Source organism: Pseudomonas palleroniana, assembly GCF_022836895.1.
Lineage (GTDB): Bacteria > Pseudomonadota > Gammaproteobacteria > Pseudomonadales > Pseudomonadaceae > Aquipseudomonas > Aquipseudomonas palleroniana.
On record NZ_CP092411.1, the window covers coordinates 5,742,503 to 5,763,119 of the forward strand.

At 59.7% G+C, this 20,617-nt stretch carries 17 protein-coding genes; 14 read left to right on the forward strand and 3 right to left on the reverse strand.

Going from position 1 to position 20,617, the window contains the following annotated elements:
• The first annotated feature begins 11 nt into the window (after positions 1-11).
• The 9 genes from MJP36_RS25835 to MJP36_RS25875 all read left to right on the forward strand — a co-directional run bounded on the left by MJP36_RS25835 (position 12) and on the right by MJP36_RS25875 (position 12,610).
• Positions 12-1,613: an ABC transporter substrate-binding protein gene (locus MJP36_RS25835; protein WP_244384349.1), complete on the forward strand. Its 1,602-nt coding sequence runs from the start codon at positions 12-14 to the stop codon at positions 1,611-1,613.
• A gap of 258 nt (positions 1,614-1,871) precedes the next feature.
• Positions 1,872-3,500, forward strand: a complete 1,629-nt coding sequence (locus tag MJP36_RS25840) for an ABC transporter substrate-binding protein (RefSeq protein WP_244384353.1) — start codon at positions 1,872-1,874, stop codon at positions 3,498-3,500.
• 360 nt (positions 3,501-3,860) lie between these two features.
• On the forward strand, positions 3,861-5,405 hold the full coding sequence (locus MJP36_RS25845) for an ABC transporter substrate-binding protein (protein ID WP_425226354.1): 1,545 nt from the start codon (positions 3,861-3,863) through the stop codon (positions 5,403-5,405).
• Between the two features lie 170 nt (positions 5,406-5,575).
• A complete protein-coding gene (locus MJP36_RS25850) occupies positions 5,576-6,973 on the forward strand; it encodes an OprD family outer membrane porin (RefSeq protein ID WP_060754899.1) in 1,398 nt (465 codons plus the stop codon).
• Positions 6,974-7,053: 80 nt separating this feature from the next.
• A complete protein-coding gene (locus MJP36_RS25855; protein ID WP_244384356.1) occupies positions 7,054-8,652 on the forward strand; it encodes an ABC transporter substrate-binding protein in 1,599 nt (532 codons plus the stop codon).
• 75 nt (positions 8,653-8,727) lie between these two features.
• Complete coding sequence (locus MJP36_RS25860) at positions 8,728-9,738, forward strand: ABC transporter permease subunit (RefSeq protein ID WP_060754897.1); 1,011 nt, start codon at positions 8,728-8,730, stop codon at positions 9,736-9,738.
• A 10-nt stretch (positions 9,739-9,748) separates the two neighbouring features.
• Complete coding sequence (locus MJP36_RS25865) at positions 9,749-10,660, forward strand: ABC transporter permease subunit (protein ID WP_060754896.1); 912 nt, start codon at positions 9,749-9,751, stop codon at positions 10,658-10,660.
• A gap of 10 nt (positions 10,661-10,670) precedes the next feature.
• The gene (locus MJP36_RS25870) at positions 10,671-11,639 is read left to right on the forward strand and encodes an ABC transporter ATP-binding protein (RefSeq protein WP_060754895.1); all 969 of its coding nucleotides are present in this window, start codon (positions 10,671-10,673) and stop codon (positions 11,637-11,639) included.
• Positions 11,639-12,610, forward strand: coding sequence for a peptide ABC transporter ATP-binding protein (locus MJP36_RS25875; protein WP_090366801.1), 972 nt, complete (start codon positions 11,639-11,641; stop codon positions 12,608-12,610). Before MJP36_RS25870 ends, MJP36_RS25875 begins: the two co-directional genes overlap by 1 nt.
• A 113-nt stretch (positions 12,611-12,723) precedes the next feature.
• Here MJP36_RS25875 and MJP36_RS25880 read toward each other — a convergent pair whose 3' ends face one another.
• From MJP36_RS25880 to MJP36_RS25890, 3 genes are all read right to left on the reverse strand, one after another.
• Positions 12,724-12,987 carry a hypothetical protein gene (locus MJP36_RS25880; protein ID WP_060754893.1) on the reverse strand — a complete coding sequence of 88 codons (264 nt, stop codon included), beginning with the start codon at positions 12,985-12,987 and terminating at the stop codon, positions 12,724-12,726.
• A gap of 97 nt (positions 12,988-13,084) precedes the next feature.
• Positions 13,085-13,330, reverse strand: coding sequence for a hypothetical protein (locus tag MJP36_RS25885; RefSeq protein WP_060754892.1), 246 nt, complete (start codon positions 13,328-13,330; stop codon positions 13,085-13,087).
• A gap of 178 nt (positions 13,331-13,508) precedes the next feature.
• Positions 13,509-15,092, reverse strand: a complete 1,584-nt coding sequence (locus MJP36_RS25890; protein WP_060754891.1) for a peptide chain release factor 3 — start codon at positions 15,090-15,092, stop codon at positions 13,509-13,511.
• 332 nt (positions 15,093-15,424) lie between these two features.
• Here MJP36_RS25890 and MJP36_RS25895 point away from each other — a divergent pair, with 332 nt between their 5' ends.
• The 5 genes from MJP36_RS25895 (at position 15,425) to MJP36_RS25915 (ending at position 20,585) form a co-directional block, all read left to right on the forward strand.
• Positions 15,425-16,141 carry an ABC transporter permease gene (locus MJP36_RS25895; protein WP_161548281.1) on the forward strand — a complete coding sequence of 239 codons (717 nt, stop codon included), beginning with the start codon at positions 15,425-15,427 and terminating at the stop codon, positions 16,139-16,141.
• 9 nt (positions 16,142-16,150) lie between these two features.
• On the forward strand, positions 16,151-17,044 hold the full coding sequence (locus tag MJP36_RS25900; protein ID WP_161548282.1) for a glycine betaine ABC transporter substrate-binding protein: 894 nt from the start codon (positions 16,151-16,153) through the stop codon (positions 17,042-17,044).
• A gap of 12 nt (positions 17,045-17,056) precedes the next feature.
• Positions 17,057-17,710, forward strand: a complete 654-nt coding sequence (locus MJP36_RS25905; protein ID WP_060754889.1) for an ABC transporter permease — start codon at positions 17,057-17,059, stop codon at positions 17,708-17,710.
• Entirely contained in the window at positions 17,707-18,864 is a 1,158-nt protein-coding gene (locus MJP36_RS25910; protein WP_161548283.1) for an osmoprotectant ABC transporter ATP-binding protein OsmV, read from the forward strand. The genes MJP36_RS25905 and MJP36_RS25910 overlap by 4 nt, the downstream gene beginning before the upstream one ends.
• Positions 18,865-19,421: 557 nt before the next feature.
• A complete protein-coding gene (locus MJP36_RS25915; RefSeq protein ID WP_060754887.1) occupies positions 19,422-20,585 on the forward strand; it encodes a type III PLP-dependent enzyme in 1,164 nt (387 codons plus the stop codon).
• Positions 20,586-20,617 lie beyond the last annotated feature (32 nt).

Genomic DNA, 20,617 nt, shown 5'->3' on the forward strand with positions numbered 1-20,617 from the left:
CAGGGGTCTCTATGCAAAGAATCGCCTTCAAACCGCTCCTCCTCGCCGCAGGCCTGCTGGCCTTTATGCCCATGGCCCAGGCGGCGAGCACCCTGGTTTACTGCTCCGAAGCCAGCCCCGCCGGTTTCGACCCCAGCCAATACACCAGCGGTACCGATTTCGATGCTTCTGCCGAAACCGTGTTCAACCGCCTCACGCAATTCAAGCGCGGCGGCACCGAAGTGGAACCCGGCCTGGCGACGAGCTGGGAGGTGTCCAAGGATGGCCTGACATATACCTTCCACCTGCGCGAAGGCGTCAAGTTCCACACCACCGATTTCTTCACGCCCACCCGCGACTTCAATGCGGACGATGTGTTGTTCACCTTCAATCGCCTGCTGGATGCCGAAAGTCCATTTCGCAAGGCGTATCCGTCCGAATCGCCCTACTTCACCGACATGGGCTTGAACACCACGATCAAGAGCGTCGAAAAACTCGACGAACACACCGTGCGTTTCAACCTGAACAACGTCGATGCAGCGTTCGTGCAGAACCTGGCCATGAGTTTCGCCTCGGTGCAATCGGCCGAGTATGCCGCCCAGCTATTAAAGGAAGGCACCGCCTCCGACATCAACCAGAAGCCGGTGGGCACTGGCCCGTTTGTGTTCAAGCGCTATCAGAAAGACTCGCAGATCCGCTACGCGGCCAACAAACAGTATTGGAAGCCCGAGGACGTGAAGCTAGACAACCTGATATTTGCCATCACCCCGGATGCCGCCGCACGCCTGCAGAAGCTCAAGGCCGGCGAATGCCAGGTCAGCGGTTACCCGCGCCCCTCCGATATCGAAGTCATGAAGCAGGACCCCAACCTGCGCGTGCTGCAACAAGCCGGTTTCAACCTGGGGTTCCTGGCATATAACGTGACCCACCCGCCATTGGACCAACTCAAAGTGCGCCAGGCCCTGGATATGGCTATCGACAAGCCGGCCATCATCAAGGCGGTGTACCAGAGCGCCGGACAATTGGCGCAGAACGCCCTGCCTCCAGCGCAGTGGTCTTATGACCCGACCATCAAGGACGCCCCCTACGATCCGACCAAGGCTCGGGCGCTACTAAAAGAAGCAGGGGTTGCACCGGGTACCACCATCAATCTGTGGGCAATGACCGTACAGCGCGCCTCCAACCCGAACGCGCGGATGTCCGCCCAGATGATCCAGCAGGATTGGGAAAAAATCGGCATCAAAGCCAATATCGTCAGCTATGAGTGGGGCGAATACATCAAGCGCGCCAAAAACGGCGAACACGACGCGATGATTTATGGCTGGACCGGCGACAACGGCGACCCTGATAACTGGCTTGGAGTGCTCTACAGTTGTGCCGCCGTCAAGGGCAGTAACTACGCCAAATGGTGTAACCCTGCCTACGACAAACTCGTGCAGCAGGCCAAGGTCAGCAACGACCGTGAGCAGCGTATAAAGTGGTATCAACAGGCGCAAAAAATTCTTAAGGAACAAGTACCTATAACGCCTATTGCAAACTCGACGGTTTTCCAACCGCTGCGCAAGGAGGTGCGGGACTTCAAGATCAGCCCCTTTGGCCTCACGCCTTTCTATGGTGTCAGCCTGGATAAGTAACAGCTGCGCCCCAACCAAGTGCGCCAGACGCCTTGGTTGGGCATTTTTGGTGCGCACCCTGCACCGAAAAAACCCTCTAAATGTACGCAATCATGTAGAAACTTTCAGATTTGCGACATTCCTGTACGTTCGTACCACACTTTCAGTCTCGCAACGGTTCTGCATCTTGCATTGGGTATGGCCCCTGCATAAGTATCCGCAGGCCGACTCACGAGGTCGCCCTCACCACCAAAAATGACAACAAATCATGAGGCCAACATGCTTAAACACGCAGTCATTCCGTTAATTGTGAGCGCTGGCCTTATGGCCGCAGCCCCTTTCGCCCAAGCGGCGACTAACCTGGTGTTCTGCTCCGAAGGCAGCCCCGCAGGTTTTGACCCGGGCCAGTACACCACCGGAACAGACTTCGATGCCTCGGCCGAAACCATGTTCAACCGTCTGTCCCAGTTCGAGCGCGGCGGCACCGCTGTGATTCCTGGGTTGGCCACCAGCTGGGACGTGTCCCCGGATGGCCTGACGTACACCTTCCACCTGCGCGACGGCGTGAAGTTCCATACCACTTCTTACTTCAAACCTACTCGTACCTTCAATGCCGATGACGTGCTCTTCACGTTCAACCGCATGATCAACAAGGACGATCCGTTCCGCAAAGCCTACCCCACCGAGTTCCCGTACTTCACGGACATGGGGATGGACACCAACATCAAGAACATCGAGAAAGTCGATGACCACACCGTCAAGTTCACCCTTGGCACCGTGGACGCCGCCTTCATCCAGAACCTGGCAATGAGTTTCGCGTCGATCCAGTCCGCCGAATACGCCGCGCAGCTGTTGAAGGAAGGCAAGGCCGCCGACATCAACCAGAAGCCGATCGGCACTGGCCCGTTCGTGTTCAAGAGCTACCAGAAAGACTCCAACATCCGCTACACCGGCAACAAGGACTACTGGAAACCGGAAGACGTGAAGATCGACAACCTGATCTTCGCCATTACCACCGACCCGTCGGTGCGTATCCAGAAACTCAAGAAAAACGAGTGCCAGGTCACCCTGTTCCCGCGTCCGGCCGACCTCAAGGCGCTGGGCGAGGACAAGGATCTGAAACTGCCGCACCAGGCCGGTTTCAACCTGGGTTACATCGCTTACAACGTGATGCCGGTCCTCAAGGGCCAGACCGCTCCCAACCCGCTGTCCGACCTGCGTGTACGCGAAGCGCTGGACATGTCGGTGAACAAGCAGCAGATCATCGACTCCGTGTACCAGGGCGCGGGCCAACTGGCCGTCAACGCCATGCCACCGACCCAGTGGTCCTACGACACCACGATCAAGGACGCGAAGTACGATCCTGCCAAAGCCAAGGAACTGCTCAAGGAAGCCGGCGTTAAAGAAGGCACCGAGATCACCCTGTGGGCCATGCCGGTGCAACGTCCGTACAACCCGAACGCCAAGCTGATGGCCGAGATGCTGCAGAACGACTGGAAACAGATCGGCCTGAAGGTCAACATCGTCAGCTACGAGTGGGGCGAGTACATCAAGCGTTCCAAAGGCGGCGAGAACCAGGCCATGATCATTGGCTGGAGCGGCGACAATGGTGACCCGGACAACTGGCTGAACGTACTGTTCGGCTGCGACTCGCTGTCCGGTAACAACTTCTCCAAATGGTGCGACAAAAAGTTCGACGGCATCGTGAAAGAAGCCAAGGCCACATCGGACGTCGCCAAACGCACCGAGCTGTACAAGCAGGCGCAACATATCCTCAAAGATGCAGTCCCGATGACACCTATCGCGCACTCGACGGTGTATCAACCCATGCGCAACACCGTGCAGGACTTCAAGATCAGCCCGTTTGGCTTGAACTCCTTCTACGGCGTCAGCGTAAGCGACAAGTAAGGATCTGTGACGGCGACGCTTCAGGGCGTCGCCGTTATTGCATCCACCGAGACACTAGGAAACAGGCCACAGCGAACTCATTGCCGTCCTACAGCAATGAACTGCGAACCGTGGCTCCGTTACCTACAAGGTCAGTCAGATTTGACGCATTTACTGCAAGATCCGCGACCCATAACGTCGTAGGACAGCAGCAGCTTCATTCTGAGAAAGGTACTTGCTGCGTGTGGGATCAGTGAGGTTTCCCTTAGTCCCGGGAAATGGCTCGCTGGTTGATAACTACAAACAAGGATCGGGATCGTCATGCGCCATACCACCGTTCTATCCGCAATTTTTGGCACCAGCCTGCTGGCTGTGGCCACAATGGGCCAAGCCGCCGACAAGAAGAGCCTGGTGTTCTGCTCTGAAGGCAGCCCGGCAGGGTTTGACACCGCGCAATACACCACCGCCACCGACAACGATGCGGCCGAGCCGTTGTACAACCGCCTGGTTGAGTTCGAAAAGGGTGCGACCAATGTGGTGCCTGGGCTGGCAACCAAGTGGGATATTTCGCCAGACGGCCTGACCTACACCTTTCACCTGCGCGAAGGGGTGAAGTTCCACAGCAACAAGGAGTTCAAGCCGACGCGCGACTTCAACGCCGACGACGTGCTGTTCACCTTCAACCGCATGCTTGACCCCGACCATCCGTTTCGCAAGGCCTACCCTACCGAGTTTCCGTACTTCAACGGGATGAGCCTGAACAAGAACATTGCCAAGGTCGAGAAAACCGACCCGCATACCGTGGTGATGACCCTGAACACGGTCGACGCCGCATTCGTGCAGAACATCGCCATGAGCTTTGCCGCGATCCTTTCGGCCGAATACGCCGAGCAGTTGCTCAAGGAAGGCAAGCCCAGCGATATCAATCAGAAGCCGATCGGTACCGGCCCGTTTGTGTTCCAGCGCTACCAGAAGGATTCACAGATCCGTTATGTGGCGAACAAACAGTATTGGGACCCGAGCCGGGTCAAGCTCGACCAACTGATCTTCGCCATCAACACCGACGCCTCGGTACGCGTGCAAAAACTCAAGGCCGGCGAATGCCAGGTGACCCTGCACCCGCGCCCGGCCGATGTCGACGCGCTCAAGGCTGACCCGAAACTGCAACTGCTGACCAAGCCCGGCTTCAACCTCGGCTACATCGCCTACAACGTGCGCCACAAACCTTTCGACCAGCTCGAAGTGCGCCAGGCGCTGGACATGGCGGTGAACAAGCAAAGCATCCTGAACGCGGTGTACCAGGGCGCCGGGCAACTGGCCGTCAACGCGATGCCGCCGACTCAGTGGTCCTACGACGACACGATCAAGGACGCCGCCTACAACCCGGAAAAAGCCAAGGAATTGCTCAAGGCTGCCGGCGTGAAGGAAGGCACCGAGATCACCCTGTGGGCCATGCCGGTACAACGGCCGTATAACCCCAATGCCAAGCTGATGGCCGAGATGCTGCAAAGCGACTGGGCCAAGATCGGCCTCAAGGTCAAGATCGTCAGCTACGAGTGGGGCGAGTACATCAAGCGCACCAAGAACGGTGAGCACGATATCAGCCTGATCGGTTGGACCGGCGACAACGGTGACCCGGACAACTGGCTGGGCACCCTCTACAGCTGCGACGCCATCGGCGGGAACAACTACTCCATGTGGTGTGACCCGGCGTACGACAAGCTGATCAAGCAAGCCAAGGTCGTCACCGACCGTGAACAAAGGACTGTTCTGTACAAACAGGCGCAGCAACTGCTTAAAGCGCAGGTGCCGATCACGCCAGTCGCCCACTCGACGGTCAACCAGCCGTTAAGCGCCAAAGTCGAAGGCTTCAAGGTAAGCCCTTTCGGCCGCAACGTGTTCTCGGGCGTCAGTCTCACCCCATAAAAATAAATAACCGGATTGCGCAGAGCGGGAACGGCTCTGCTGCAAACGCGCAGCCTTTTGTTGGGATTTTTCCTACGCCAAACGTTTGCAATAGCTTGAACGAGTTACACACCAATAGCCGGTTCACCTAAAAAGACCGGCATAAAAAGAGAACCAAAGGAGCTCCACCCATGAAATTGAGCAGCAAAGCGCTTCTGGCCCTGGCCATCAGCAGCATCACGGCAACCGCCTTCGCTGAAACCCAGAGCCAGGACTTCGTTCCAACCACATTGGCCGGCACCAGCGCCCAAAGCGAGGCCAAGGGCTTTATCGACGGAGCAAGCCTGGGCGGTACTACCCGGAACTGGTTTTCCAACGAAAACAAATTCCGTGGCGGTAAATTCTCCTATGAGAAACATGGTGAAACCCGTACTGACGCCTACCGCACCAACTGGGTACAGGGCACCATTCTCAACGGCACCTCGGGCTTTACCCAGGGCACCATCGGCGTGAGCACCGAAGTTGCCGTCTACAACGCTCTGGTTCTGGATCGCAGCAAGCGCGACATCAAGGGTGGTTCCAACCGCACGCTGGCCGACTCCAACGGCGACGCCGTTGACCAGTGGAGCAAACTGGGCCTGGCCAACGTCAAGTTCCGTGCTTCGAACACCACACTGACCGCCGGTCGCCAGAACTTCAGCAGCGGCATCGTCGACACCATCGGCAACCGTGCGCTGCCTTCGAGCTTTGAAGGTATTTCGATCGACAGCCAGGAATTCAGCAACCTGTCGTTCCAGGGCGGTGTTTTTGATCGCGTGTCGCCACGTACCGAACAAAGCCTGTCGAAGTTCCGTTCCGAGTACGGTAACGGCCAGACCACCGACAAGGTGAAAACCCTGGGCTTCAACTACCAGCCGTTCAAGAGCCTGAAAACCAGCGTATTCGCGGCTAACGTCGAGGACTTCTGGAACCAGTACTATGTCGGCGCGACTCACGAGCTGGGCGACAGCAGTGTCCTGGGCCTGACCACCGGCCTGAACTACTATAAAACCACCGATACCGGCAGCAAGAAGATGGGCAAGATCGACAACGACACCTACTCGTTGTCTCTGGGCCTGACTCACCAAGCCCACAGCCTGACCTTCGCCTACCAGGCCATCAACGGTGACGAATACTTCGACTACCTGCACGAAACCAACGGCATCTACCTGGCCAACTCCCTGACGTCCGACTTCAACGGACCGAACGAGAAGTCCTTCCAGATCGCCTATGGCCTCAACATGGCTGAATACGGCGTGCCGGGCCTGAAGTTCAACGTCTACTCGGCTCGCGGCTGGGGCATCGACGGTACTCACTACACCGGCACCGCTTACGGTGAATCGGGCGTACGTCGCAGCGACCTGCGCCTGATGGACGGCGAAACCCACCAGGAATATGGCGTGGGCGCTTCCTACGCGATCCAGAGCGGCTCACTCAAGGCAACCACCATTCGTGGCACCTACGTGACCCACCGCGCCAGTGAAAACCAGGCTGACGGCAACATCCGTGAATTCCGCCTGGTTACCACCATCCCGTTCAATATTCTTTAATTAGCGCCAGGTACACGGCGGGCTCAGGACGAGCCTGCCGTCTACGCTTGTCTGGCTCCATCGATTGCAGAGGGTTCTGAATGAAAATGCTCCCGTTACAAGCCGCCATGGCCGCCGCGCTGCTGAGCGTGGCGATCGGCGTTTCGGCCAAACCGCTGGTGGTCTGCACCGAAGCCAGCCCGGAAGGTTTTGACCCGGTGTTGTACACCACCGCCGTAACCCTCGACGCCGCTGCGGAAACTATGTTCAACCGCCTGGTGGACTTCAAGCCCGGCACCACCGAAGTGGTTCCTGCACTGGCCAAGGCCCTGCCGGAAATCAGTGCCGATGGCCTGACCTACACCTTTCACCTGCGTGACGACGTCAAGTTCCACACCACCGACTATTTCAAACCCACGCGCAACCTGAACGCCGACGACGTACTTTGGAGCTTCCAGCGCCAGCTGGACCCGAATCATCCTTGGCACAACAAGTCCGCTGTGGGCTACCCATACTTCGAAAGCATGGGCTTCAAGGAACTGCTCAAGAGCGTAGAGAAGACCGACGACCACACCGTCGTCTTTACCCTGACCCGTCCTGAGGCACCGTTCCTGTCCGACCTGGCCATGGGGTTTTCCTCGATTCACTCCGCCGAATATGCCGACCAGTTGCTCAAGTCCGGCAAGACCGATGACCTGAACGCCAAGCCGATCGGCACCGGGCCGTTCATCTTCACGCGCTATGCCAAGGACGCCCAGGTGCGCTTCAAGGCCAACCCGGAGTACTTCCGTGGCAAGCCGCCGGCTGATCCGCTGATTCTGGCAATCACCACCGACAACAACGTGCGCCTGCAGAAACTCAAGGCCAACGAATGCCAGGTCGCGCTGTATCCCAAGCCCGACGATATCCCGAGCATCAAGAAAGACCCGAACCTGAAAGTCGATGAACTGGCGGCGATGACCACCGCGTACACCGCCATGAACACCACGCACAAGTACATGAGCGATGCGCGGGTGCGCCACGCGATCAACATCGCGTTCGACAAGAAAGGCTACAACGAATCGCTGTATGGCAAAGGCAATGCCGTCGACGCCACCGGCCCGTATCCGCCGACCTTGCTGGGTTTCAACGATAAGTTGAAGAACCCGCCACGCGACCTCGACAAGGCCCGCGCCCTGCTCAAGGAAGCCGGCGTGCCGGAAGGTACCGAATTCACCCTGTTCACCCGTAACGGCGGCGGCCCGACCAACCCTAACCCGCTGCTCGGCGCCCAGCGCATGCAAGCGGATCTGGCCCAGATCGGCCTGAAGGTCAATATCAAGGTCATGGAATGGGGCGAAATGCTCAAGCGCGCCAAAGCCGGCGAGCACGACATGGTGTCGGCCGGCTGGGCGGGGGATAACGGGGACCCGGATAACTTCCTCACCCCGAACCTGAGTTGCGACGCCGCCAAAAACGGCGAAAACTACGCGCGTTGGTGCAACAAAGAGTTCCAGGACTTGATCGACAAGGCCCGTGCCAATGCTGAACCGACCCAGCGCGCGGCACTCTATGAACAAGCAATGGATGTTTTCGAGAAAGACCAACCGTGGATCCCCATGGCCTATCCGAAAATGTTCACCGCCATGCGCAAGAACGTCGAGGGTTATACCCAAAGCCCTCTGACGACCAATAACTTCGCCACTACCCAGGTGAAGTAATAAGAAAAACGCTCGGTGCCGTCGACATCGACGGCGCCGGACCTGCCTAACCGGCTGATTGAGGTACACACCAAGATGTTTAGTTTTATTGCCCGCCGACTGGGGTTATTGATCCCCACGTTTTTCGGCATCACGTTGCTGACATTTGCGTTGATTCGCATGATCCCTGGCGACCCCGTCGAAGTGATGATGGGCGAGCGGCGCGTCGACCCGGAGATGCATGCACAGGCAATGGAACGCCTCGGTCTTAACAAACCGTTGTATGCGCAATATTTTGACTATGTGGGCAAGCTTGCCCAGGGCGACCTCGGCGAATCGTTGCGCACCCGCACCAGCGTGTGGACCGAGTTCACCTCCCTTTTCCCGGCGACCCTGGAACTGTCCATGGCCGCCCTACTGTTCGCCGGTGTCCTGGGCCTGTTGGCCGGGGTGATCGCGGCCTTGAAGCGAGGATCCCTGTTCGACCATGGGGTGATGGGCATCTCCCTGGCGGGATATTCGATGCCGATCTTCTGGTGGGGCCTGATCCTGATCATGTTTTTCTCGGTCAGCCTGGGCTGGACCCCGGTTTCCGGGCGTATCGACCTGCTCTACGACATCGAGCCGCGCACCGGCTTCATGCTGATCGACACCCTGCTGGCTGACGAGCCGGACGCCTTCTTCGACGCGCTGCACCACCTGATCCTGCCGGCCATCGTGCTCGGCACCATCCCGCTGGCGGTCATCGCGCGGATGACCCGCTCCTCCATGCTCGAAGTCTTGCGCGAGGACTATATCCGCACCGCCAAGGCCAAGGGCCTGTCGCCAACGCGCGTGGTCTTCGTGCACGGCCTGCGCAACGCGCTGATCCCGGTATTGACCGTGGTCGGCCTGCAAGTGGGCACGCTGCTGGCCGGTGCGGTATTGACCGAAACCATCTTCTCGTGGCCCGGCATCGGCAAATGGCTGATCGAAGCCATTGGCGCACGGGACTACCCGGTGGTGCAAAACGGCATCCTGTTGATCGCCTGTCTGGTGATCCTGGTGAACTTCGTGGTGGATATCCTCTACGGCTTCGCCAACCCACGCATCCGTCACCAGCGCTGAGATCATGACCATGACCACACCTACTCAAGTGTCAGCAGTCGATCAAAGCCTGCTGTACCCATCGCCGTACAAAGAATTCTGGCAAGCCTTCTCCAAGAACAAAGGCGCGGTTGCCGGCCTGCTGTTCATGTTGCTGATCGTGTTCTGCGCGATCTTCGCGCCGTGGGTGGCGCCGCATAACCCGAGCGAGCAATACCGCGACTTCCTGCTGACCCCGCCGGCCTGGCTGGAAGGCGGCCAGATGCAGTTCCTGCTCGGCACCGACGAACTGGGCCGTGACTTGCTCTCGCGCCTGATCCAGGGCTCGCGCCTGTCGCTGCTGATCGGCTTGTCGTCGGTGGTGATGTCGCTGATCCCGGGCATCCTGCTGGGTCTGTTCGCCGGGTTCTTCCCGCGCGTGCTCGGCCCGACCATCATGCGTCTGATGGACATCATGCTGGCCCTGCCATCGCTGCTGCTGGCCGTTGCCATTGTCGCGATCCTCGGCCCTGGCCTGATCAACACCGTCATCGCTATCGCCATCGTATCGCTGCCGTCCTACGTGCGCCTGACCCGCGCAGCGGTGATGGGCGAACTGAACCGCGACTACGTGACCGCCGCCCGCCTGGCCGGTGCCGGCCTGCCACGCCTGATGTTCATCACGGTGCTGCCTAACTGCATGGCGCCGCTGATCGTACAGGCCACGCTGAGTTTCTCCTCTGCGATCCTCGATGCCGCAGCCCTGGGCTTCCTCGGCCTTGGCGTACAACCGCCAACCCCGGAGTGGGGCACCATGCTGGCCTCGGCGCGCGACTACATCGAACGTGCCTGGTGGGTCGTGAGCCTGCCGGGTTTGACCATTTTGCTCAGCGTGCTGGCAATCAACCTGATGGGCGACGGCCTGCGCGATGCGCTGGACCCGAAACTCAAGAACGCCGCCTGAGGAGATTCCCATGTCACTGTTAGAAATCAAGAATCTCAACGTCCGCTTCGGCGACAAGACCGCCGTACCGGTGGTCGATGGCCTCGACCTCAAGGTCGACAAAGGCGAAGTACTGGCGATCGTTGGCGAGTCGGGCTCGGGTAAATCCGTGACCATGATGGCGCTGATGGGGCTGATCGAGCACCCGGGCATCGTGACCGCCGACGCGCTGACCTTTGACGGCAAGGACATGCTCAAGCTGAGCAACCGTCAGCGTCGCCAGATCGTCGGCAAGGACCTGGCCATGGTCTTCCAGGACCCGATGACCGCGCTGAACCCCAGCTACACCGTGGGTTTCCAGATTGAAGAAGTGTTGCGCCTGCACCTGAAGATGTCCGGCAAGCAAGCGCGCAAACGGGCTATCGAGTTGCTGCAAAAAGTGGAAATTCCAGGCGCCGCCAGCCGCATGGATGCCTACCCGCACCAACTGTCCGGCGGCATGAGCCAGCGTGTGGCAATCGCCATGGCGATCGCCGGCGAACCCAAGCTGCTGATCGCCGACGAACCGACCACCGCACTGGATGTGACTATCCAGGCGCAGATCATGGACCTGCTGCTGGCCCTGCAAAAAGAGCAGAACATGGGCCTGGTGCTGATCACCCACGACTTGGCGGTGGTGGCTGAAACCGCCCAGCGCGTGTGCGTGATGTACGCCGGCCAAGCGGTCGAAGTCGGCCAGGTGCCGCAGTTGTTCGATATTCCGGCGCATCCCTACAGCGAAGCGCTGCTCAAGGCGATCCCCGAGCACAGCCTGGGCGCCACGCGCCTGGCCACGCTGCCGGGTATCGTGCCCGGCCGCTATGACCGCCCGCAGGGTTGCCTGCTGTCGCCGCGCTGCCCGTACGTGCAGGACTCCTGCCGTGCCCAGCGCCCAGGCCTTGACCCGAAAAGCCACAGCCTCGCCCGCTGCTTCTACCCGCTGAACCAGGAGGTGGCGTAATGGCCGTCGTTCTTACTGCCCGCGACCTGACCCGTCACTACGAAGTGTCCCGCGGCCTGTTCAAGGGCCACGCTACAGTGCGCGCCCTCAATGGCGTGTCCTTCGAGCTGGAAGCCGGCAAGACCCTCGCCGTGGTAGGCGAGTCGGGTTGCGGCAAATCCACCCTGGCGCGTGCGCTGACACTGATTGAAGAGCCGTCTTCAGGCTCGCTGAAAATCGCCGGCCAGGAAGTGGCGGGCGCCGACAAGGCCCAGCGCAAGCAACTGCGCAAAGACGTGCAGATGGTCTTCCAGAGCCCGTACGCCTCGTTGAACCCACGCCAGAAAGTCGGCGATCAACTGGCCGAGCCATTGCTGATCAACACCAACCTGTCGGCCGCCGAGCGCCGTGAGAAAGTGCAGGCGATGATGAAGCAAGTGGGCCTGCGCCCTGAGCATTATCAACGCTATCCGCACATGTTCTCCGGTGGCCAGCGCCAACGTATCGCCCTGGCCCGGGCAATGATGCTGCAACCCAAAGTGCTGGTGGCGGATGAACCGACTTCCGCACTGGACGTGTCGATCCAGGCGCAGGTGCTCAACCTGTTCATGGACCTGCAGCAGGAGTTCAACACCGCGTACGTGTTCATCTCCCACAACCTGGCGGTGGTGCAGCACGTCGCCGACGACGTGATGGTGATGTACCTCGGCCGCCCGGTGGAAGTGGGCCCCAAGGCCGACATCTACGCGCGCCCACTGCACCCCTACACCCAGGCGCTGCTGTCGGCCACCCCGACCATCCACCCGGACCCGAACAAGCCGAAGATCAAGATCGTCGGCGAGCTGCCCAACCCGCTGAACCCGCCGCCTGGCTGCGCCTTCCACAAGCGCTGCCCGTATGCGACCGCACGTTGCAGCAGCGAGGAACCGCAGTTGCGCGCCTTGGATAACCGCCAGGTGGCGTGCCACTACGCGGAGCAGTTCGTCGCCTGACCACGTAATAAAAATGCCCTGGGCGATTTGGCCCAGGGCATTGCAGGCGCTCTACCGCCCCGCCCGTCAGATTGCGCATCAGTCTGGCAGGTGGGGCTTTTTTTCAGGTCGACTCAGGTATCGCTGTCACCGTCGCTGTCGTCGCTGTCATCGGGCGGGGCTTGCTGGTCGTCGTCATCCTTGGAGCCGCCCTGGTCTTCATCACCGGGTTCAGATTCACTCTTGGCCAGCTGCAAACCGCCGGTTTGCACCGTATTGGCCGCCACAAACCCCGGGACCTGGCTCTGCACAGCCGTATTGGCCCATGCAGACGAAATGCCCAGGGACAACATCACCAGCACTTTTAGCATCAGCACTAAACGTTGAAAGATAGTCATGGTCGATTTCCGTCCAGTCAGTGAATCATGTGCGCCAGCGTTCGGCCGGCGCTGTGGATCAAGCTAGTTGCGCTACAGGGTTCAAGCCACTTGTGCCTCAGGTATCGCCGTCATCGTAGGTTCCACTGTCCTCGCCTTCGTTGTAAGGGTTTTCCGCATCTTCCTTAGGCGCGGGTTGGGCCTGGGGCTGCCAACCACCGGAGTTGACCTCCTTCTGCTTTTTCTTGCTCACCGCCCCGGTGTCCTTCCACTGGGGGGTGCCTGCATCCGCCAGGGCCCAGGTGGCGCACAGCCCCAAGGCGCCCAGCAGCACCAGTTGAATGGCACGTTGAGTTATACGCACGGGCGTCTCCTGATCCGTCGGTGAGAGAATGAAATAGTTGAAACGCTAGACCGGATGTGGGCTTCTCGCCAATTCGACCGCCGAGTGGAGATCAAGCCGCCATCCCCATCGGCTTTTGCAGCGGCCATGAAAAAGGGCGAAGCCATCACAGCTTCGCCCTTTCTCTACCGCTCAGACCTTAATGGTGTTCGCGGGTCGCACGGAATTTCACGTCCGGCCAGCGCTCTTCCATCAGCGCCAGGTTGACCCGGGTCGGGGCCAGGTAGGTCAGGTGACCGCCGCCGTCCATCGCCAGGTTTTCCACGGCCTTGTTGGAGAACTCTTCCAACTTCTTCTTATCGCTGCAATCGATCCAGCGCGCGGAGTACACGGTGATCGGCTCGTAGGAGCATTCGACCTTGTATTCCTCTTTCAAGCGGCTGGCCACCACATCGAACTGCAGCACACCGACGGCGCCGAGAATGATGTCGTTGCTGCGCTCGGGGAAGAACACCTGGGTCGCGCCTTCTTCCGCCAATTGCTGCAAACCTTGGCGCAACTGCTTGGATTTCAGCGGATCGCGCAGGCGTACGCGGCGGAACAGCTCCGGGGCGAAGTGCGGGATACCGGTGAAGCCCAGCGCTTCGCCTTCGGTGAAGGTGTCGCCGATCTGGATGGTGCCGTGGTTGTGCAGGCCAATGATGTCGCCGGCGTAGGCTTCTTCGAGCTGTTCACGCTCGGAGGAGAAGAACGTCAGGGCGTCGCCGATGCGTACGTCCTTGCCGGTGCGCACATGGCGCATCTTCATGCCTTTTTCGTATTTGCCGGAGCAGATACGCATGAAGGCGATGCGGTCACGGTGCTTGGGGTCCATGTTCGCCTGGATCTTGAACACGAAGCCCGAGAACTTCTCTTCAACCGGCTCCACGGTGCGCTCGTTGGCCACACGCGGCAGCGGGCGCGGGGCCCAGTCCACCACGGCGTCGAGCACATGGTCGACGCCGAAGTTGCCCAGGGCGGTGCCGAAGAATACCGGCGTCAGCTGGCCGTCGAGGAATTCCTGCTGGTTGAATTCGTGGCAGGCGCCCTGCACCAGTTCCAGCTGGTCGACGAAACGGTCGTACTCGTCGCCCAGATGAGCGCGGGCTTCGTCCGAATCCAGCTTCTCGATGATCTTGGTTTCGGTACGTTCGTGACCGTGGCCGGCGGTGTAGACAATGATGTAGTCGTCGGCCAGGTGGTACACGCCCTTGAAGTCGCGGTAGCAACCGATCGGCCAGGTGATCGGCGCGGCCTTGATCTTCAGGACGGCTTCGATTTCATCGAGCAGTTCGATGGGGTCGCGGATATCACGGTCGAGCTTGTTGATGAAGCTGACGATGGGCGTGTCACGCAGCCGGCAGACGTCCATCAGGGCGATGGTCCGTGGCTCGACACCTTTACCGCCGTCGAGGACCATCAGCGCCGAGTCCACCGCCGTCAGGGTGCGGTAGGTGTCTTCGGAGAAGTCTTCGTGGCCGGGGGTATCGAGCAGGTTGACCATGTGGTCGCGATACGGGAACTGCATGACCGACGTGGTAATGGAAATACCCCGTTGTTTTTCCATTTCCATCCAGTCGGAGGTGGCATGGCGGTCGGATTTGCGGGATTTCACCGTGCCGGCCACCGCGATTGCCTTGCCCATCAGCAGGAGCTTCTCGGTGATGGTGGTTTTACCGGCATCGGGGTGGGAAATAATGGCGAAAGTGCGGCGTTTCGCGACTTCGGCGGCCTGGTGGGTCATGGGAAATCGCCTGGCAGGTGAGTCAAAAAAGGGCGGCGAGTATAGCGCAAACCCCGTGGCCCGGACCACCGTTCACCCGATGAGGGGTGGCTAAATACTGCCAAGTATGGAACCTTTAAAAAGGTAGAGACGTCCATTCCCCTGTTATCGCACTCGTAACAGGGGCTGAAAAATCAGCAAGTTAGCCTGACGAGGCTGCGCTCATGGCTCGATCGCATACCGCGTTGACGGTATCGGCGAGCTGCTTTTCGCGAACGCATTCGAAGACAGCCAGCAATGGCATTGCCGCCACGGAATGTGTTCGCCGACAGAAGAAAAAAAGGAGTCCGCCTGTGGCTATTCGCTATGGCAAAGGGCTGATAGGAGGCGTGGTTGTCGTCGCGCTCCTGGCCCTGCTGGTCCACTGGATCGGCATCAACACGATCGAACTGTACCGCGACGATTTGTTGTTTTACCTGCAAGCTCACCTGATCCTCGTTCTTGTCTCCATGCTGGCCGCCCTCGTTGTGGGCATCCCCGCCGGTATCCTGCTCAGCCGACCGAACATGGTCGGGCACGCAGAACGCTTCATGCAGATATTCAACATCGGCAACACCGTCCCTCCCCTGGCCGTACTGGCCATCGCTCTCGGCGTCCTCGGCATCGGTAGCGGCCCGGCCATCTTCGCGTTGTTCCTGGCCTCCCTCCTGCCCATCGTGCGCAACACCTACGAAGGCCTCAAAAACGTCCAGGGTTCCCTGAAAGAAGCCGCCACCGGCATCGGCATGACGCCGCGCCAGGTGTTGTTTCGTGTGGAATTGCCCAATGCCGTGCCGATCATCATCGGTGGCGTGCGCGTGGCCCTGGCGATCAACGTCGGCACCGCACCGCTGGCGTTCCTGATCGGCGCCAACAGCCTGGGCAGCCTGATCTTCCCCGGCATCGCCCTGAACAATCAGCCGCAACTGCTGCTCGGCGCCGCATGCACCGCGCTGCTGGCGTTGCTGCTTGACGGCCTGGTGACCCTGACCAGCCGCCTCTGGCTGGAACGCGGGCTGCGCGCGTCTTAAGGAACCGACATGAAAACACTGACCTTGATACTGAGTTGCGTCCTGCTGTGTGCAGGTTTCGCACAGGCGGCGGAAAAACCCGTCATTCGCATCGGCGCCCGGGTGTTCACCGAACAGACCCTGCTTGCCGAAATCACCTCCCAATACCTGCGCACCAAAGGCTATGACACTCGCGTGACTGGCGGCCTGGGCAGCAACCTGGCGCGCAGCGCCCAGGAAAGCGGGCAACTGGACCTGATCTGGGAATACACCGGCGTGTCACTGGTGGCCTACAACCACATCGATGAGAAACTCGACAGCGAACAATCCTACGCGCGTGTGAAAGAACTCGACGCGAAAAAAGGCCTGGTCTGGCTGGCACCGTCGCGTTTCAGCAATACCTACGCCCTGGCGCTGCCGGAGAAGGTTGCCGAGGAACACCCTCAAATCAACAGCATCAGCGACCTGACCCAAGCCTTGGCACAAGACGCCAAGGAAAACCGCCTGGTGGCCCTGGACACCGAGTTCGCCAACCGCTCCGACGGCCTGGCCGGCATGGTCAAGCTGTATGACATGAACCTGACGCGCAAAAACACTCGGCAGATGGACGCGGGCCTGGTCTACACCGCGCTGCGCAATGGCCAGGTGTTCGCCGGGTTGGTCTACACCACCGACGGGCGCCTGAACGCCTTCAAATTGAAGCTGCTGGAAGACGACAAGCACTATTTCCCGGACTACACCGCAGCCCCGGTGGTTCGTCAGGTTTATCTCGACGCCCATCCGCAATTGGCGGCGGAACTCAAGCCGCTGGCCGCCCTGTTCGACGATGAAACCATGCGCCAACTGAATGCGCGGGTCGACGTCGACCATGAGAGCCCATCCGCCGTGGCCGCCGATTTCCTGCGCCAACATCCAATCAACTAAATAGGAGAAGACATGGAATTCCTGAACGCCTTTTCCCATCTTGATTGGGCCCAAGTCCTGCACCTGACCTGGCAGCACATCACCCTTGTTGGCATTGCCGTGATCCTCGCGATCCTCATCGGCGTGCCGCTGGGCATCCTGATGACGCGCTTCCCGTCCCTCGCCGGCCCGTTGCAGGCCAGCGCCACGGTCTTACTGACCGTGCCGTCCATCGCCCTGTTCGGCCTGCTGCTGCCGTTTTACTCCAAGTTCGGCCAGGGCCTGGGGCCAATGCCGGCAATCACGGCGGTGTTCCTCTACTCCCTGCTGCCGATCATGCGTAACACCTACCTGGCCCTCACCGGCGTCGAGCCGGGCATTCGTGAGGCCGCACGCGGCATCGGCATGACCTTCGGCCAGCGCCTGCGTATGGTCGAATTGCCCATCGCCGTACCGGTGATCCTCGCCGGTGTACGCACCGCCGTGGTGATGAACATCGGTGTGATGACCATCGCCGCCACCATCGGCGCCGGCGGCCTGGGTGTACTGATTCTGGCTTCCATCAGCCGCAGCGATATGTCGATGCTGATTGTCGGCGCCGTACTGGTCAGCCTCCTGGCCATTTTCGCCGACCTGCTTCTGCAATGGCTGCAACGCTCGCTGACTCCAAAAGGATTGCTCAAATGATCGAACTTCAAAACCTGTCCAAGTCCTTCCAAAGCAACGGCAAGACCATCACTGCCGTCAACGATGTCAGCCTGACCGTCAATGAAGGCGAAATCTGCGTATTCCTCGGCCCGTCGGGTTGCGGCAAGAGCACCACGCTGAAGATGATCAACCGCCTGATCAAACCGACTTCGGGCAGGATTCTGATCAACGGCGAAGACACCACCGACCTCGACGAAGTGACCCTGCGTCGCAACATCGGCTATGTGATCCAGCAGATCGGTTTGTTCCCCAACATGACCATCGAGGAAAACATCGTGGTGGTGCCCAGGCTGCTCGGCTGGGACAAGCAGAAATGCCACGACCGCGCCCGCGAGCTGATGAGCATGATCAAGCTGGAACCCAAGCAGTACCTGCACCGCTACCCGCGTGAATTGTCCGGCGGCCAGCAACAGCGAATCGGTGTGATCCGCGCCTTGGCGGCCGATGCGCCGTTGCTGCTGATGGATGAGCCGTTCGGCGCGGTCGACCCGATCAACCGCGAGATGATCCAGAACGAGTTCTTCGAAATGCAACGGGCGTTGAACAAGACGGTGATCATGGTCAGTCACGACATCGACGAGGCGATAAAGCTGGGTGACAAGATCGCGATCTTCCGCGCCGGCAAGCTCCTGCAGATCGACCATCCGGACACCCTGCTGGCCCACCCGGCCGACGAGTTCGTCAGCAATTTCGTAGGCCAGGACAGCACCCTCAAGCGCCTGCTGCTGGTGAAGGCCGAGGACGCGGCTGACAACGCCCCATCGGTGAGCCCGGAGACTCCAGTGGCCGATGCGCTGGAACTGATGGATGAGCATGACCGTCGTTACGTGGTGGTCACCTGCGCCGAGAACAAGGCGCTGGGGTATGTACGACGTCGCGACCTGCACCGTCAGACCGGCACCTGCGGCCAATACCTGCGCGAGTTCAACGCCACTGCCGCGTATGACGAGCATTTGCGCATCCTGCTGTCGCGCATGTACGAATTCAACCGCTCGTGGTTGCCGGTCATGGATGCAGAGCGGGTGTTCCTCGGTGAAGTGACCCAGGAGTCGATTGCCGAGTACCTGAGTTCCGGTAAGTCGCGTGGGGGCAAGACCAGCATCGTCTCCCCTGCCGAGGCCGCACTGGCTTGACCTGACACAACGCGGTTAAAACTGTGGGAGGGGGCTTGCTCCCGATGGCGGTGTGACAGCTACCGATAAGCTGACTGACACACTGCTATCGGGAGCAAGCCCCCTCCCACACTGATCGTTCCCACGCTCTGCGTGGGAATGCCGCCCGTGACGCTCTGCGTCCCGCCGCTCCTGACGCAGAGCGTCATCGGATGCGTTCCCACGCAGAGCGTGGGGACGATCATTCTTGGCCCATCCGGGGAACATCAATCCGTCATACCGGTCGGTTACATAAGTAGCTGCACGGGGTGCCGCGACGAACGCGTGCAAAAACGCGACATTTTTAGTTGATCTATAGCCCCTCACGTCCTAAAGTTCGCGCCGAACGTCCATGCTGGAAACGATCCATCCGGCTCAAGTACTGACGACGAGACAGCAAGGCCAAGGGAAGCGGTTGATCCCATGGCCTTTTTGCTTTCGGCGACATGCCTTGGGAAGTAGGCGAACCAAAGTGGGGATACGGAGGACGTTCATTTGCACCCATTGCTAATTTCAGTTTGCCCTTAGGAGTTCCCAGCATGTCGATCCAGGTCGAAGATTATTTCGCGCGCGCCACTTTTGACAAAATGAAGGCGTTCGCCGACAAGCAAGAAACCCCGTTCGTGGTGATCGACACCGCGATGATCAGCCAGGCCTACGATGACCTGCGCGCCGGTTTCGAATTCGCCAAGGTCTATTACGCGGTCAAGGCCAACCCAGCCGTCGAAATCATCGACCTGTTGAAAGACAAAGGGTCGAGCTTCGACATCGCCTCGATCTACGAGCTGGACAAGGTACTGGGCCGCGGCGTCAGCCCGGACCGTATCAGCTACGGCAACACCATCAAGAAATCCAAGGACATCCGCTACTTCTTTGAAAAGGGTGTGCGCCTGTTCTCCACCGACTCCGAAGCCGACCTGCGCAACATCGCCAAGGCTGCGCCGGGTTCGAAAGTGTATGTCCGTATCCTCACCGAAGGCTCGACCACCGCCGACTGGCCTCTGTCGCGTAAATTCGGCTGCCAGACCGACATGGCCATGGACCTGCTGATCCTCGCCCGCGACCTGGGCCTGGTGCCGTACGGCATCTCGTTCCACGTGGGTTCGCAGCAGCGCGACATCAGCGTCTGGGACGCAGCGATTGCCAAGGTCAAAGTGATCTTCGAGCGTCTGAAAGAAGAAGACGGCATCCACCTCAAGCTGATCAACATGGGCGGCGGCTTCCCGGCCAACTACATCACCCGCACCAACAGCCTGGAAACCTACGCGGAAGAAATCATCCGCTTCCTCAAGGAAGACTTCGGCGACGACCTGCCGGAAATTATCCTGGAGCCAGGGCGCTCGTTGATTGCCAACGCCGGTATCCTGGTCAGCGAAGTGGTGCTGGTGGCGCGTAAATCCCGTACTGCCGTCGAGCGTTGGGTGTACACCGACGTGGGCAAGTTCTCCGGCCTGATCGAAACCATGGACGAAGCCATCAAGTTCCCGATCTGGACCGAGAAGAAAGGCGAGATGGAAGAAGTGGTCATCGCCGGTCCTACCTGCGACAGCGCCGATATCATGTACGAAAACTACAAATATGGCCTGCCGCTGAACCTGGCGATCGGTGATCGCCTGTACTGGCTGTCGACCGGTGCGTACACCACCAGCTACAGCGCGGTTGAATTCAACGGCTTCCCACCGTTGAAGTCTTACTACGTGTAAGCCCGCCGCACACAAAAAACCCATGACAGGTC

Bases quoted from the DNA above. Each gene is read 5' to 3' on its own strand.
- MJP36_RS25850 (WP_060754899.1), top strand. From the start codon at position 5,576: ATGAAATTGAGCAGCAAAGCGCTTCTGGCCCTGGCCATCAGCAGCATC.
- MJP36_RS25910 (WP_161548283.1), top strand. From the start codon at position 17,707: ATGATCGAACTTCAAAACCTGTCCAAGTCCTTCCAAAGCAACGGCAAG.
- MJP36_RS25835 (WP_244384349.1), top strand. From the start codon at position 12: ATGCAAAGAATCGCCTTCAAACCGCTCCTCCTCGCCGCAGGCCTGCTG.
- MJP36_RS25860 (WP_060754897.1), top strand. From the start codon at position 8,728: ATGTTTAGTTTTATTGCCCGCCGACTGGGGTTATTGATCCCCACGTTT.
- MJP36_RS25865 (WP_060754896.1), top strand. From the start codon at position 9,749: ATGACCACACCTACTCAAGTGTCAGCAGTCGATCAAAGCCTGCTGTAC.
- MJP36_RS25845 (WP_425226354.1), top strand. From the start codon at position 3,861: ATGGGCCAAGCCGCCGACAAGAAGAGCCTGGTGTTCTGCTCTGAAGGC.
- MJP36_RS25875 (WP_090366801.1), top strand. From the start codon at position 11,639: ATGGCCGTCGTTCTTACTGCCCGCGACCTGACCCGTCACTACGAAGTG.
- MJP36_RS25855 (WP_244384356.1), top strand. From the start codon at position 7,054: ATGAAAATGCTCCCGTTACAAGCCGCCATGGCCGCCGCGCTGCTGAGC.
- MJP36_RS25890 (WP_060754891.1), bottom strand. From the start codon at position 15,092: ATGACCCACCAGGCCGCCGAAGTCGCGAAACGCCGCACTTTCGCCATT.
- MJP36_RS25900 (WP_161548282.1), top strand. From the start codon at position 16,151: ATGAAAACACTGACCTTGATACTGAGTTGCGTCCTGCTGTGTGCAGGT.
- MJP36_RS25905 (WP_060754889.1), top strand. From the start codon at position 17,057: ATGGAATTCCTGAACGCCTTTTCCCATCTTGATTGGGCCCAAGTCCTG.
- MJP36_RS25915 (WP_060754887.1), top strand. From the start codon at position 19,422: ATGTCGATCCAGGTCGAAGATTATTTCGCGCGCGCCACTTTTGACAAA.
- MJP36_RS25870 (WP_060754895.1), top strand. From the start codon at position 10,671: ATGTCACTGTTAGAAATCAAGAATCTCAACGTCCGCTTCGGCGACAAG.
- MJP36_RS25840 (WP_244384353.1), top strand. From the start codon at position 1,872: ATGCTTAAACACGCAGTCATTCCGTTAATTGTGAGCGCTGGCCTTATG.
- MJP36_RS25880 (WP_060754893.1), bottom strand. From the start codon at position 12,987: ATGACTATCTTTCAACGTTTAGTGCTGATGCTAAAAGTGCTGGTGATG.